Source organism: Paenibacillus sp. V4I5 (assembly GCF_030817255.1).
In the GTDB taxonomy this organism is placed as follows: domain Bacteria; phylum Bacillota; class Bacilli; order Paenibacillales; family NBRC-103111; genus Paenibacillus_E.
Window position 1 is genome coordinate 2,463,138 of sequence record NZ_JAUSZB010000002.1, and the last position, 15,676, is coordinate 2,478,813.

The 15,676-nt window shown below is 45.2% G+C and carries 8 protein-coding genes and 1 pseudogene; 1 reads left to right on the plus strand and 8 read right to left on the minus strand.

The genetic code is table 11. The features are described 5' to 3' along the window. Nucleotides 1-150: 150 nt before the first annotated feature. Both QFZ78_RS13080 and QFZ78_RS13085 read right to left on the minus strand, forming a co-directional pair. Nucleotides 151-1,140, minus strand: a complete 990-nt coding sequence (locus tag QFZ78_RS13080) for an aldo/keto reductase (protein WP_307548068.1) — start codon at nt 1,138-1,140, stop codon at nt 151-153. Continuing rightward, entirely contained in the window at nt 1,140-3,842 is a 2,703-nt protein-coding gene (locus QFZ78_RS13085; RefSeq protein ID WP_307548070.1) for a UxaA family hydrolase, read from the minus strand. The genes QFZ78_RS13080 and QFZ78_RS13085 overlap by 1 nt, the downstream gene beginning before the upstream one ends. Before the next feature lie 384 nt (nt 3,843-4,226). Here QFZ78_RS13085 and QFZ78_RS13090 point away from each other — a divergent pair, with 384 nt between their 5' ends. After that, on the plus strand, nt 4,227-5,129 hold the full coding sequence (locus QFZ78_RS13090) for an AraC family transcriptional regulator (protein WP_307548071.1): 903 nt from the start codon (nt 4,227-4,229) through the stop codon (nt 5,127-5,129). 839 nt (nt 5,130-5,968) lie between these two features. Here QFZ78_RS13090 and QFZ78_RS13095 read toward each other — a convergent pair. The 6 genes and pseudogenes from QFZ78_RS13095 to QFZ78_RS13120 all read right to left on the minus strand — a co-directional run bounded on the left by QFZ78_RS13095 (nt 5,969) and on the right by QFZ78_RS13120 (nt 15,370). Beyond that, nucleotides 5,969-6,838 (minus strand): carbohydrate ABC transporter permease, encoded by an 870-nt coding sequence (locus tag QFZ78_RS13095; RefSeq protein ID WP_307548073.1) that lies wholly within the window; start codon nt 6,836-6,838, stop codon nt 5,969-5,971. Further along, entirely contained in the window at nt 6,838-7,797 is a 960-nt protein-coding gene (locus QFZ78_RS13100) for an ABC transporter permease (RefSeq protein WP_307548074.1), read from the minus strand. The genes QFZ78_RS13095 and QFZ78_RS13100 overlap by 1 nt, the downstream gene beginning before the upstream one ends. Nucleotides 7,798-7,897: 100 nt before the next feature. Next, nucleotides 7,898-9,415 (minus strand): extracellular solute-binding protein, encoded by a 1,518-nt coding sequence (locus QFZ78_RS13105; RefSeq protein WP_307548076.1) that lies wholly within the window; start codon nt 9,413-9,415, stop codon nt 7,898-7,900. Nucleotides 9,416-9,496: 81 nt separating this feature from the next. Next, nucleotides 9,497-11,329 (minus strand): sensor histidine kinase, encoded by a 1,833-nt coding sequence (locus tag QFZ78_RS13110; RefSeq protein WP_307548078.1) that lies wholly within the window; start codon nt 11,327-11,329, stop codon nt 9,497-9,499. A gap of 2 nt (nt 11,330-11,331) precedes the next feature. After that, nucleotides 11,332-12,345 carry a response regulator transcription factor gene (locus tag QFZ78_RS13115; protein ID WP_307548080.1) on the minus strand — a complete coding sequence of 338 codons (1,014 nt, stop codon included), beginning with the start codon at nt 12,343-12,345 and terminating at the stop codon, nt 11,332-11,334. Between the two features lie 393 nt (nt 12,346-12,738). Further along, a pseudogene (locus QFZ78_RS13120) lies at nt 12,739-15,370 on the minus strand (adenosylcobalamin-dependent ribonucleoside-diphosphate reductase). Nucleotides 15,371-15,676: the final 306 nt, after the last annotated feature.

Genomic DNA, 15,676 nt, shown 5'->3' on the forward strand with positions numbered 1-15,676 from the left:
TTATAAATCATCTTTTTGAAGTAATTAAAAAATCCCGCCCCAAAGACATTCTCTTAGGGACGAGATTATTGTTCCAATTCAATGAATCACCCGAGCAGCTCGGTCACGAATCGATCTAGATGACCATGATTTCCCCTACCACTAAGCAAATCAATTCCCTTCGGGATCTTCCGTATCATAGCCAAATTCATCAAGCGCCGGCCATAGTTCAGCGGCAATCGGGTAATTCGCGAGCTCCAATGTCTGGGCTACCCGTTCCGGTTTACTCATGCCGACGACCGTGCTGGCGATCCGCGGGTCGCGAAGTGAAAATTGAAGCGCTGCGGCGGCTAGTGGCACATCGTATTCCTGGCAAACTTTGGCGAACATACGTGCTCGTTCCACTATGATTGGCGAAGCATCGCTATAGGCATACCGAGCGTATGCTTCCGGACCTTTAGCTAATATGCCGCTGCCATAAGGAGCAGCGTTAATGACGGCGACGCCCATGCGACTAGCGACATCAAGCAATGGTTCAGCAGCTCGATTGAGCAGCGTATATCGATTGTGGGTTTCTACAGCGCTGAACGCTCCCGTTTCGACATAACGAATGAGCATATCGATCGGTCCGCCGGATATGCCGATGTGTTCGATGACGCCTTGCTTTTGAAACTTATGAAGTACTTCTAAAGGTCCGTCGGTTCCCATAACATTTTCGAAGGTGGTATGTTCAGGATCGTGGATGTAAACGTATTGCAAACGATCAAGTCCTAATCGTTCGAGACTTCCTTCGATGGAACGTTTGATCTGTTCGCCGCTGAAGTCGCCGGTCTTGAAGTCGCGGTCGGCTTTGGTAGCCAACACGTACCCAACCGGAAGGCCACCATTCGCTCGAATAGCCTTGCCAATCCGCCGTTCGCTCTCACCTTCGCCGTATGCTGCAGCCGTATCTATAAAGTTGATCGGGCTTTCGAAAGCGGTACGCAGTGTTACCAATGCTTGCTCCTCCGACGTGCTATATTGAAAGGTTTCGGGCATATCTCCGAGCGGAGCGGCTCCAATACATAGCGGTGTTATGAAGTGGCCGGTTCTACCAAGCGGTCGTTTGGATAATAATGCGTTCGTCATGGAGTGTTCCTCGCTTTCTGTTACTGTCTGCATTATAACGACACGCCTAAAAGACCCCGTGTCATTTGAAAATCGATATTACCTTGCTGATAGAGACGCGGTACATAAGTATGTTCCAAAATTTCTTTGCTCCGCTCGAGTATATGATCCACCCATAAGCTCGGGTTGCCCTCGAGTACCAAATCGACATCTTGCTTATGGTTGTGCAGCACGGCCTGTTCCGACGTCACTTGCAGCATTGGGACGAAAGGATGCGTCTGCATTGGACGATCACCGATCAGCGCGATTATTAATTCCACACCTGTGGCGGCGAGTCCTGTGATCGTCTCCACTCCATGCTTTGTTGGAGTATCCATAATATGGAATCCTTTTCGGCGGACGTGTTCCCCATAAGCAATAGACGGCCCAACTTGAGACGTGCTAAATAGATGCTGACTGAACGCATCCTCGGCAAGCAATCCGCTGTTCTCGGGAACGACGACCAAGCCTCCGGCCCCGACAATCATCTTAGTCAATGCCCCCAGCTGCTTGCCGGCATCTTTGTTAATGGCACCAACGCTTACGATCCCGATGCGCAGCCCTTCCAAACCGACTGTCACCTTCTCCGCAGTATCGGCCGCAACCAATCGATCGGCGAACCAGGCCTCAACCTTCTCGCTAACCTTGGCAATTCCGCCGTCGAGTTGGATGCTGGCATAACCAAGACGGCTCGCATCGACGCCCATCACATCCATCTGATGGCGCATGTAGTCGTTATGTGTTTTCTCGCAGCCATGCTCCAGCAGCAAACAATGCTCCACCATCGGATGCGAAATATAGCCGATCATCGTGCGGGCAAACAGCGATTCGGCTGGCCCCCCCGAGGTGCCGCAGCCTTCCGTGTGCGCCAATGTGACAAAACGCGAGAGCTCAGGCTGCCCTGCTCCTTGCTCGTTCAGGCGCTTTGTGATCATGCCCGCTACCTGTCCGGCACAAAGACTGGTCGGCACAATCAAGCCAATATTGTCACTAGACTGCCGATTGTGATGTCGAGTAAAGGAAAATTGAATCGGGTTAGCCATCGTTATCACATCATCTCGAATTTCTATCGGAGCTCCTGTCGGTACAGGAGTGTGAAGCAGCGTCTCCAGCTGACTCGCATCGTTCTGCTGCCAGTTGCGCCAAATTTGTACTTGAGCATGGCCCGCCTTCTCACCGACGCTTCGCTGACCAGAGGCAATTTGGAGCGCCAACTCGAATACCTCTTGGCCAAGTTCATCCATCGACTTGCCTTCCAGATACTGCCCCGCGTTCACGTCCATATCGTTCGAAAGCAATTGGAAGCGGCGAGTTGTCGTGACCACTTTGACCGTAGGCACATATGGAAAGTTAGTGATCGAACCATTTCCCGTTGTAAAGAAAATCATGTTGCAGCCTGCGGCTACCTGTCCGGCGATGCTCTCCAGGTCATTGCCAGGGCTATCCATGAAATAGTAACCGCCATCCTTCATGAGTTCCCCGTACTCAGTTGCATAATCGATCCGCGTTGTCGGGTCTTTCTTCATAGCGGCGCCTATAGATTTGAGATAGATGTTGTACAAGCCACGATACATGTTGCCACCTGACGGGTTACCTTCCGCACTGGTACCGTGCCAAGACGTGCGCTCCTTAAATCGGTTCACAAGTTCCAGAAATTTGCGCGCGGTTTCAACGTTGCGTACTTTCGAGAGGACATAGGGCTCCGCGCCAATCAACTCATCAGTTTCAGCTAGACTAGCCGCACCGCCGTAACGCACCAATTGTTCCGAAACCCAACCGAGTAGCGGATTCGCGGATACCCCGGAAAATGCGTCCGAACCGCCGCACTGCAAGCCGATTCGCAAGTGGCGGATGGATTCAGGCGTTCGCTGCATCGTGTTGACCGTTGATAGCCATTCGCGTACTAAAGCTTCACCATTAACCAGCTCCTCTTCGAAGCTGCCTGTGAGCGACACGAACTTATGCAGGACTTCATCGATCGGATAGCTATGCTCACGTGCATAAGCCTCCACCATCTTGTTCGTGACCGATTCATTACCATAATCGACAACCAATACCGCTCCGACGTTCGGGTTGACCATGAAACCTGCGAGCGTCCGCAGCAGTAATTCCACATTATTCGGCTTTTCTGTGCCGCCCTCCGTGTGAGCGACGGGAACGATCCCGTCTATATTCGAATCTTTCTTCCATTCGCCTTGCAGACGAGTGGCAAGCTCATTCACGTAGCTCCCCGTATGCGAGGTGGTGCCGAGCAGTACGATGTAGTTCCGGGTGCCAACCCCGCGATCTTTATGGCGGCGATATCCCATGAAAGTTCGGGTATCCGTATAAGCTGGCGATGCCTGAGCCGGCCGGAAGTTCTCCTCGTCAAAGATAAAAGGAGAAACTTGATCCGCGAAATTGGGCTCCGCCGGCACCGCGAATGTCAGTTGGCGCACACTGAGCGCTTCCCGTACTGTTTCGTTGATCACATAATGGCCGGGCTGAATCGGCTGAATTGCCACGCCGAATGGCAAATGCCACGAAAGCAGATCTTTACCAGGAGCAATCGCTTTCACCGCAAATCGATGGCCTTCCATAACCGTGTAATCCAAGGTGAGGATTTGGCCTTCATACTGAATGGTGGTACCGGAGTTCAATTGCTGAATCGCAACGGCGCAGTTATCCCCGGGCAAGGGAAGTCTCGCTACTTCTTCAAATTGGTAAACGACGTCCATCGATGACTGGCTCCTTTGATGAGATTTTCCGAACAACACAAATACTACGTCAGCCTATAATAGAATAATTTGAGTTTCTTCCAAAGTTAGTGCTGTATAGATAACAATATCCCCGTCCAGTTGATGAGCTTGCAGGCAAAAAGTCTCAGTACCTCCGTCAACTTCGGTGTAATCCATCCATAATCTTTCCGCTGCATACTCCAAAAATTTAATGGCATCAATTTTTTAGCATGCATAGCCTCCTTGACTTCGGTGTGCACACCTATTATTGTACCAGGATTACGGCATTTGTTAATTCTTTACCTTTGCAAAAACATACTCTATTTTGATATTCTATAAATAAGACAAATTAATGAAGTGAGATGATCTAGGGAGGTTCGGAAAATGCAAAAACCGCTAATAAAAAACTTTATTAACGACCCCCTCTTGCCATTTGACATTGTATTTAAGGACAAAAAGACACCGAACCGTGAACTACCAGAGCATCTTCATGATCGCTTTGAATTAGTTTATGTTTATAGTGGAAAAGGTACGTTTTTCTTAAATCAAATGCTCTATGAGATGAATGAAGGAGACCTCTTCATCATTCCTGGCAATACCATCCATCAGGCATTGCCAGATTCTGAATCTCCTATTACGGCCACTGCTATCTTTTTCGATCCGCAACTGATCGGACATTATTCATCAGCTGATTCGTTTACGAATATGCAAGTTTTTGACCGAGCCCGAAAATATAAGAGCTATAAGCTTGTTGTCCCAGCAACCATACGCCCTCTGTTTGAAGAAAAACTCAAACAAATGCATGAAGAATTGGAACAACACGAAGCTGGTTTTAGATACGCTGTTCAACTGAATTTAAATAGCCTTTTGATCATCATAAATCGTTTGATATTAAAAGAATCCCATCATCAACTGGCCGCGTCCGATGTCTGTCCCTCCTGGTTACTAAACATACTTCAACACTTAGATCAGTTTCACACTGACCAAATCGCTGGACTTTCGTATTTGGCTAAGCACTCTTCAGTATCAGCCGCTCATTTATCTAGAGCGTTTAAACAATTAACCGGGATGAATATCACTGACTATGTGAATGCCAAGCGAATTTCAACTGCAAAGGAGCTGCTTTTAACTACCAACTTAGGTATTGATACGATCGCCCACAATTGCGGTTATGAGAGTTTACCTTATTTTCATAAGTTATTTAAGAAGTTTACTGGCGTTACCCCAGGCTTATACCGAAGAAAAGTATTAGAAAGCCGAAAACAATTCCGAAATGAATATTATTGAAAAAGCAGATGAGGTGTATCCCATCTGCTTTTTCATGATCTGAATCGATCCAAGTTTATGCCTTGCATAGCTTGCAGCTTCGCCCACTTTCCACTAAATTACTTAATACGAATAACCAAATGTATAAAACAATTGCAATGGGTTTGTATTATCGATTTAAAAAAGAAGACGAATTAAACAAACAGACCTCACTAGCAACTTTATAAAGAACAATCCTTACGAATTCGAATATTTTGTAGCCGATATTCTACAGGGAATATACGGAGGGAAAACAGGATGCAAATGACAATAGTCATGATTTGAAACCGGCGTGAATTTGAAATAATAGTGTTCTCTTTGTAATTGTAGTAATAGTGGCAAAAAAACATGAAAAATAAAAAAAATAAAAAAAAAAAAATGTGATGTTTCATAAATAATTATAAAACGGAGCCCGCAAACTCGCGTGGCTCCGTTTCTGTTGTTTCAGAATTGATTAGATTTAAAGTTCGACTCGGCGAAAATAACTGTTTGTTGCAGAATTCGTTAGAAAAAATTTCAGCCTTAATACGGTTTATACATAAATATTATTCATCGAAAAATATTTATCAGGAAAAGCTTATAGATCTAAGCATTTTCATGACTTATTTGCGATCTTGATTAATATCAGTTTTACCGTAGACGAGGGCAAGATCATCGCCCGCAGCAATGTGGAGCTCTGTTATGCCGCCGTTCTGTACGAATCGGATGCAATAAGCAATAAGCCCCCGACCACTCCGAGCAGTGATTCTCGTGTACTGCGTATTGGATCATGACGTCATCTCGTTCCTCCTCTCCCGAGACAAGGCCTCTTGCATAAACAGTCATCCTTTAACTGAACCTACGAACATCCCCTTATTGAAATGCTTCTGAAGAAACGGATAGATGACAAGTAACGGAAGTGCCGTAATCAAAATTGCTGCCATTCGCGCAGCCGGGGTGTAAGTAAATAACACTTCGTTCAATTGACCAGTTTTCTCATCATTAAGGATCAACATTTGTCTTAAGAATACTTGAAGCGGCCACTTTGAATCGTCATTTAAATAGATAACGGCTGAAAAATAAGTATTCCAGTTACCAACCAGATAAAATAAGGTAAATGTTGCGATCGCAGGCTTCGCCAAAGGCAAGATAATCGTTGCGAACATCCTCCACTCCCCGCAGCCATCTATCCTCGCCGATTCCTTAAGTTCGTTAGGAAGAGCCGCAAAGAAGCTGCGCATAACGATCACATTAAAAGGGGCGATTGCCACTGGAAGCCATAGCGCCCAATAGGAGTTGGTGAGTCCAAGTCCGTCCACGATTAAATAAGTCGGGATCAGGCCGCCGGAGAATAGCATCGTAAACAAGATTAAGAAGTTAATGACAGACCTGCCCTTAATCCAAGATTCCGACAAACCGTATGCCATCAAAGAAGTAAGGGTGATATTGATAAGTGTTCCGACAACGGTAATGATCACAGAACTCTTGAACGCGCTAAGAAAGCCGGGATTGTTCAATAAGTATTGATAGGCTTCCAATGTCCAAGAGCTTGGGAGGAGAAAGAAGCCCCGCGTGTAGTAATCTCGAACTGGAGCGAACGAAGTCGTAATTACGTACAGTAGCGGAAACAGAATCGAAATCGTGAAGATGATAAGAAAAGCGTATAGGAGACACGTAAAAACGAGGTCGCCCTTCGAAATGCGTTTCACCATTAATACACACCCTCCTCTCCGAAGCGCTTCGCGATTTTATTCGCACCTAAGACCATTACGAGTCCTACGAATGATTTAAACAATCCGATCGCGGTAGCATAGCTGAAATCGCCTTGTACTAGTCCTTGGCGATATACGTACGTTTCAAAAACGTCCGACACTTGAAGGTTCATTGGATTCTGCAGCAGAAAAATATGTTCGAAGCCAACATCGATAAAATTTCCAACCCGCAGAATAAGCATGATCAGAATAACGGATTTCAGCGATGGCAAGGTAATATGCCAGATTTGGCGAAGCCTGCTTGCTCCATCCACCCTGGCAGCTTCATACAATGCCGGATCGATAGAAGCGATTGACGCCAAATAAATAATCGCGCCCCAACCAGCCCCTTGCCAAATATTGTGAAATAGCCAAACCCAGCGAAAATATTGCTGATCCGTCATCAAATTGATGCGGTCATATCCCAAAGCTTCCAACATCATGTTTACACCGCCATCTTGCGTCCGGAAGAATAACATCGTGATTCCTACAATGACGACCCATGATAGAAAATGCGGCGCGTACAAAATGGTTTGCATGGCGTTTTTAAAGTATTTAAATCTCACTTCATTGAGTAAAATTGCGATTAGAATCGGGAATGGGAAAGCAATCACGATATCCAGAAGATTTAGTATTAACGTGTTTTTAAGTAACAGCAAAAAGTCACTCTCAGAGAATAATCGAACGAAATGGTCGAATCCGATCCACTCACTCTTCCATACGCCTTGAAACGGTGAATAATCCTTGAATGCGATGAATAGACCGAACATCGGACCGTATCGAAAGATCAGGAAATACAACAGCCCCGGAAAGATCATCAAATAAAACGGGAATGCTCGTTTTAAGTACTTTGCTTTTGTTTTCGCCGAAGGAATCGATTGTGCTCTTGCGATATTCGTGTGTGATACCTTTTGATTCATAGAATTCTCTACCTCCAAGTCCAACCTAACATGAGCGGTGAAGAGTAGGACAGGCCGCAAAAAAGATGCGGCCTGTGCAAACCGAAGCTCGTGAAAGTCGTTATTTCTGTACCGCTGCTTCGTTGATTTCTTTTATGATTTGTTCCCCGCCATTTGCAAGCCAGTCCTTTGAAGCCTTTTCGATGGATTCGACCGGCTGTTCACCCATAATAATTTTATACATTGCTTCTTGGAACTTTGCGTTCAAATCAGCGCTTTTCTTCTTGTAAGTATCCGAATAGACTTCAAGTCCCATTGCGGCATTCGGCCATGGATATTTTTCGACAAGTGCCTTGTAATCCTCATTACGTTTAATTTCTGCTTGGTCAGTCCATAGATAGAGGTTGAAATCCGTACCTGGACGCTTAAACAGATTGCTGTTCAGGTGGCGCGGCACGTCAGGCTCCCACTTATCGGTGATCTCGTACTTCCCTTCTGCGTTCTTCTTATAATGGACACCTTCGACACCATTCTTCATGACCTTCGTACCTTCCTCTGTGACCCACCAATCAAGGATTTGAAGAATGCGATCGATCTTCTCCTTACCCGCCTTTGCGTTGATAACCTGCTTGGTCAGGCCGAACGCTATATTCGTGTTTCCCCGAAGTCCCGAAGGTCCGGCAGGAGGAGCCATTGGAACGATAACCGGTTTCGTTTCCGGGTAGGTTTTTTTGACAGCTGACTCAATGTCAGTGTAAAGGTTGTGGTACGAAAACAGACCCAGTTTATTCGACTTCATTAAATCTTCAATCTCTGGCGTCTTGCGAAGCACAAAGTCTCGATCCAACACGCCTTCACTATAAGCCTTCTTCATGAAGGCAAGATAAGCTTTATATTCCTCAACTTGCATCTGGTGCGGGAACAGCTTCCCATCTTTCTTTGTCCACTCGTTTGCAATGCCGAACGCATTACGGAGAGCGGTAATATTGGCCGCAAAGCCGACCGTGTCATTTTTGCCGTTCTTGTCAGGATCCTGCTTCGCGAACGCCTTGGCGATTTCATAGAACTTGTCGACTGTAAATTCATCTGCGGAAGGAAGCTTCATCCCGAGGTTATCCAGCCAGTCTTGTCGGATTTGCACCGTATCCCTAACGGTCCAGCTAATTTCAGGGAGTCCGTACAGCTTTCCACTAGGATTCAGTACCTTCATCGCTTCATTATCCTTCGGGAAAGCTGCGCTTAAGTCCTTATATTTCGCTAGTTCTCCCGTTAAATCCACGAACGCGCCTTCACGCTGCCAGGCTAAATAGGTATCACTGTACACTCGGTAAAAATCCGGTAAAGAACCCGAAGCTGCCATAACCTTCAGCTTCTCGTTGTACTCAGGCCCGTTAATTAGCTGAAGCTTAATGTCAACATTAAATTTTTCATTTAAATACTTGATAGTAGGGTGGTCTTCCGCCCATTTCGGACCACTCCAATACTGAGCGGCTATCGTGATCGGGATTCTTTCTTTATTTTTTCCGGCATCTGACGATGTACTGGCACTTGGTGCGTTTCCACCGGTATTGCCAGATGAACAACCTGCAATCAGGCTTAGGGCCAGGAGGGATCCTGTAACCGTCTTCATTAGCTTCATTTAGAGTAGCACTCCCCTTGGTTATATTCTCTTTACAATGTTAAGTATATAGCCTCCCCTAGTCCTAAAAATTGTACAATCTCACGAAATGTTATACGATTTGATAAACGGGATTCTCACCGAAACGACTGTCCCCTGCTTTGGAAAGGAGTGGATATCGATGCCATACACTTTTCCGTAAAAAAGCACCAACCGATGGTGAACGTTAGAGAGTCCAAGCGATTCATACGATTTCATTCTCTGCTCTGCCTGACTTGTAATGGATGCCAGCCGTTCTTTCAAATTGAGTAATATAGCTTCATCCATACCTACACCGTTGTCCGCAATCTCTATAATCAGGTCATTCCCGTCCGGATAAGCACTGACCAGCACAGCGGCCTTCCCGTTACGGGGTTCAACTGCATATTTCACGGCATTCTCGACAATGGGCTGTAAAGACAGCTTGATAATACGTGCGTGCAAATATTTCTCATCCACATAAACTTTGCTTTCGAAATGCTTGGTAAAACGTATATGGATAATCTCCAGGTATTTCTTAAGCTGCTCCAGCTCCTCCTCAAGACTAATCTCCTTCTGCTCCAGCCTTGCGGTAAATCGATATAAGGATGCTAAATTCCCTGCCATTTTCTCTATCTTAGGAACCCCATTCAGGAAAGCGATACTCTTGATGATATCCAAGGTGTTGTACAAGAGGTGAGGGTTGATTTGATTTTGAAGCGCTTGGATCGTCGCCTCTTTCTGAAGCAGCTGCATCTGGACCTCTTTGAGCTCCATACTGTACACCGTATTGACGAGCTCGTTCAGCCTCTCCGCCATACGATTAAAACTTACACTCAGCAGTTGTATTTCGTCACGCCCTGGCGTAACAGGCGCTCGGACGGATAAATCACCGGTCTGCATCTTTTCCATCGCTTTCTTCAGCTGCATCATTGGACGCGTAATCCGATTAGCTGCAATCGGAACAGCTATGATAATAAGCAGAATGAGCAGCGCCATGACGACGACGGCGGAAACTTGAGCTATTACCAGGCCTGTCGCCATCTCCTTCAGCGGCACTAATGCGATCGTCTTCCATCCAGTCAGGTTTGAAATGCTGTAGGAAACAAGATATTCTTCCCCCCGCCATTCCTGTAGTGAGTTTGGCTCACTTAGCGTAAGCCAGGAAAGCTCCGTGTCTTCAATAGGAGATGAGAGCATAGTAGAGTTAGGGTGATAGACGATTCTTCCATCTGAAGACACCATAAAGATATAACCGGTTTTGCCGATGCGCATGTTCCCGATCATATTCTTGATCTCTGTCAATCTCATTTGCAGCACAAGGCGGCCCGATATCTTTGTATTATTCACGTCAAAAATCGGAATGGCAGCTTCAATAAGAGGAATATTGCCACCTTCCCTGTACATGGTGGGGAATATTTCCAAATCGGTGTTGAGAGGCATCTGATACCACGGTTGTCTTGCCAATTCGGTATCGGTTGTCGTACCTGACGACTGCAAAACGCTTCGATCCTTTGACATTAAATAAATGTTCTCGATCTCCGAATAATTAACCGCAATATACTTATTGAGGATCTCTTTAATCATAGCTTGCTTTTCCGCCCCCACCGAGGAACCGTCTCGAAGCCAATCCTGAATTAGGCTCGAGTCCCCTTGCTGTAGGAGTAGACTTGAATAGCGTAATACCCCTGCATTCATGGCGTACGTGGATTTAGCGATCTGCTGAAAATAGATTTCCAATTGATGATTAAGACTTTCGGTCGTGGTTTCTGCGATGTTGTAAAAATCCTGCTGGGTCGAGCGACTGTAATAATAATGAGAGACGTAATTCATTAACAGTACTGCGATCATGGCTATGCTGATAAAACTTAGAATGATTTTTTGTTTTAAGGACATGCGATAGAGAAATTGTTTCATGTTCATATCCCCAAATTCTTCCGATATTCATTGGGGGACATCCCCACCATATTTTTAAAAACTCGTATAAAATAGGTTTGGCTCGAGAATCCAACTTCTTCGGCAATTGCGTATATTTTATCTTTAGAGTTTCGAAGAAGCTCCTTCGCTTTCTCCACTCGCACTTGGTTGATATAATTTATCAGCGACTCCCCGGTATATCTTTTGAAGAGGGAGCCGAAATGAGAGATGCTTAAATCTGTATACTCCGCCATTTGCGTCAGTGTGATGTCATCCTGATAATGGTCACGAATAAAATCGCATGCGGATTTAATGATTTGTTTGAATTCCTTTTTATTACGTTCCGGATGAAGAAACCAGGCTTCCACCAATTTGCCCAGATGCGTTCGAATTTCTTGATCGGGAACCCCGTTGAATTGAGACTTTGTCATATGCTCCGCTTCAATGCTGGCCAGCAAAGAGCAGATTTTGGACTCAATAATACGAAGCAAGCTTAAGTAAGCGCCATAGTTCAAATGTTTGATGATTTTTATGTCATCAATAAGTTTGTATATATTTTTTATACCCTCCTTAGGATCCAAATCATTGATAGTATCGAAATAGGTTTGGATACGAATCAAATAATGATTCATTTTCTCAATTTCCGTTAATTTCCCCATCGCATCCAACACAGCTTCCCGCAATTCATCCCGATTGACAGGCTTAAGCAGGTACTTATTCACACCGTAACCGATTGCTCTTTGCGCATATTGGAAATTTTCATAACCACTAATGATAATAACGGCCATCGGGATTTTGTTCTCCGAAATATTTCGAACCAATTCCAGTCCATCCATTTCCGGCATCATAATATCCGTTATTAATACAGTTGGCCACAGTTGCTGAATCACGTGCCAAGCTTCAACGCCGTTCGTAACATCCCCTACTACTTTAATGTCATGTCCTATACTTTCTACCGCTTCGACAATAGCCGCTCTGATCCATGGTTCGTCCTCTGCCACTAGTACTTTTAACATATGAGCCTCCATACTTTTTTTTATAAGAATAGCTTACTCTGTTCTTACTTGGGAAGAAAAATTTCGAATATTAACTGTTACTCCAAGTCAAAGTCATTGATCATACGGTGGTTGATGATTGCTAAACGATGAAGGTATCCTTCAAAAGATTCATTCGAATACATTTCTAATTGGTTAGAAAACCTCATTTCAATAATCTCTCCATTAACAAAAATACAACAAGGGTAGGCTATGTTCATATTCGCCTACCCTTGTTGTATTTTTATTCAATTTTTTTGCATAAATATTTCATTCCAACGAATTATAAAATAAATATTCCAAAGATATTTGAAACAATTCTAATTAATTATGGAATTTCACAAAAAAAACCAGGGCTTCCGCCCTGGCTCAATCCTAGGAACACCTGCTGTACCCGCAGTTGACGCAATTCTTACACCCTTCACTGTTCACCAGCGAAGCGGATCCACATGACGGGCACAGGTCCTTCGGCGCAGCACTAGCCGCGCTACTTCCATGACCCGTGTGCCCCGCGGCCACTACCGGTGCAGGTGCTGGCGCATCCAGCACTTCACTCGTCGCGGTCACGTAGTTCCGCGCGTCGTCTTGCTCGTTCATCACTTCGTCGTGCTGCTCCAGCGCTTTCGCAACCGCGTCCGCGATGGACTCGACGCGGTTGTTGCCGAAGCCAATGGCGCCAGAGCCGCCAATGCCTTTCAAGTGCTTCACGAGCAGCTTCACTTTGTCGCCGTGATCGCCATAACGCAGGAACAATGAGCACACGCGACCGAGTGCTTCGGACATTGCGAACACGTCGGATCCAGCTTTTCCTACGTTGAGGAAGATTTCACTCGGCGTACCGTTCATATCATTAATCGTGATATACGCCATCCCGAATGGTGTATTCACTTTATACGTTGCACCGCGTAGAATTTGAGGGCGGCGCTTATATTGTTTATCGAATACTTGCTCCGTCTTCACATCCACATCTACTGCTAGCTTGCCTGATAGATTAGTAAAGCTATCGGCTTCTTTCACACGCTTCCGCGGCAACAGCCACTGGAACTGCTTCTGCTTTCTTCTCTTCCTTTTTCTCCGCGCTTGTACTCAAAACTTGCACATCACGGCTGCCATCACGGTAGATGGTTACGCCCTTACACCCTAGATCAAAAGCTAATTCATACAAGTGTTTCGTTTCTTCCACGGTGAAGTCTGAAGGACAATTCGCTGTTTTGGAGATCGAACTGTCTACCCATGTTTGAATAGCAGCTTGAGCTCGGATATGATCTTCCGCAGTCAATGTCATGGAGGTTACGAAGTAGTCCGGCAGCTCTTGACCCGGATTCGCATCTTTCCACTCCTGTGCAATTGGCACATATTGTTTATCAAAACCAAGACGGCTTTGACGGAAATATTCAAAAGCAAAGTATGGCTCAATGCCCGTCGAAGTACCGACCATCGTCCCCGTACTTCCAGTAGGTGCTTGAGTAATTACTGTTACATTGCGCATACCGTTTTGCTTAATCGCTTCGCCAACTTCAGGGAATACTTTCGTCATGTTTTTCATAAAGCCGCTCTCAAGGAACTTATCTCCAATAAACTCTTTGAAAGACCCTTTTTCACCGGCTATTTCAGCCGATGCCAGATAGGCTTCTCTAGCCATAAAGCCATAGATTTTGTCCAAAAAAACCAGAGATTCTGGGCTTCCGTACCGAATTTTCAATTTAATCATCAGTTCAGCAAGACCCATAGTACCTAAACCTACGCGGCGCTCGCCTTGTTGATTCGTACGGTTTTCTTCGAAGTGATAAGGTGTCTTATCGATAACATTATCGAGAAAGCGAGTCGAATAACGAACCACTTTGGCCAAATCTGCCCAATCCACATCATGATTATCCGCGTCATAAAACTTAGATAGATTAATAGCAGATAAGTTGCAAACGCCCCAAGCCGGAAGCCCCTGCTCCCCGCATGGATTCGTACAAATAATCGGATTGAAGTACCAGCTGTTGGACATTTGGTTGTAGTATTCCAAGAATACAACACCCGGCTCAGCTGATTTCCAAGCAGACTCAATGATTGTATGCCAAACATCACGTGCTCGCACAGTACGATAAGGCTTGACAGCTTTACCTAGTTTTTTCCAAGCATCTAAATTGCCATCCCATTTATCATTGTAATCAGGATCCGTCGTATCCGGGAAAACAAGCTCCCACTCGAGATCTTCCTTAACGGCCTTCATAAATCCATTGCTTACACAAACGGATAAATTTGCATTCGTAATTTGGCCCATCGTTGATTTCACCGTAATGAAATCCTCAAGATCAGGGTGCCAGTCGTTAATCATGAGCATAAGTGCTCCGCGACGGCTGCCTCCTTGTTCAATTAAGCCAGTTGTATAGCTAAACAGACCTCCCCAAGAAACAGCACCGCTGGATGATCCATTAACCCCTTTCACAACGGAACGGCGTGGACGAAGCGAAGACAGATTGATACCAACTCCGCCGCCGCGCGACATAATTTCTGTCATTTCCGAGAGTGTGCTCATAATTCCGCCTCGGCTATCGTGTGGTGACGGGATAACATAGCAGTTAAAAAGAGTCAGTTCATCACTTGCATCGGCACCAGCAGCAATACGTCCACCTGGTACAAGCTTCCAATCATCAAGGATGTATCTGAATTTATCTGTCCATTCTTTACGTTTCTCAGGAGTTGCCTCTACGGATGCCATTGCACCTGCTAAACGGTCCCACATTTCTTCTGGTGTCTTCTCAATATTTAAAGTGAGCTTTTCAACTGCGGATTCAACAGTCTCACCGCTCCGTGTTTTTACTTTAACGGTATCGCCATTACGACTCACAATTTCGCCAACTTCTTTGGCTGGGAATTTGGGGTCATCCTTCGTCAAAACGAGAACGGTATCACCCACCTTGGCGAAACTCGTATCTGCATTTTTGAGTGCATAACGATCCAAAAATATTTTCTCGCTTAAACCATCCAACCTCTTATTTGACTCTACAATCCCCATGCATAAGTCCCTCCCAATAAGCTACAGATTCAGCTACTACTAAAATTAAAGTTACTTTATGAAGTTTATGTAAAATTACAATATGTGGTGTGCGAAATCCATTATACCTCACTATATATTGATCTTCTAATAACTAAAGAACCAAATTTCGCTATTAAGACAACCCTTAATCATACTAGCTAACCCTTACTTACTAATACTCTCTTTTTCGCGCCCAGAATAACCAAAATCAATCATTCAACTAAGCTAGATGTGTGAAGTCATGCAGCTCGTTTTGACGATCGTTAATTCCTCTGCTAACCTATA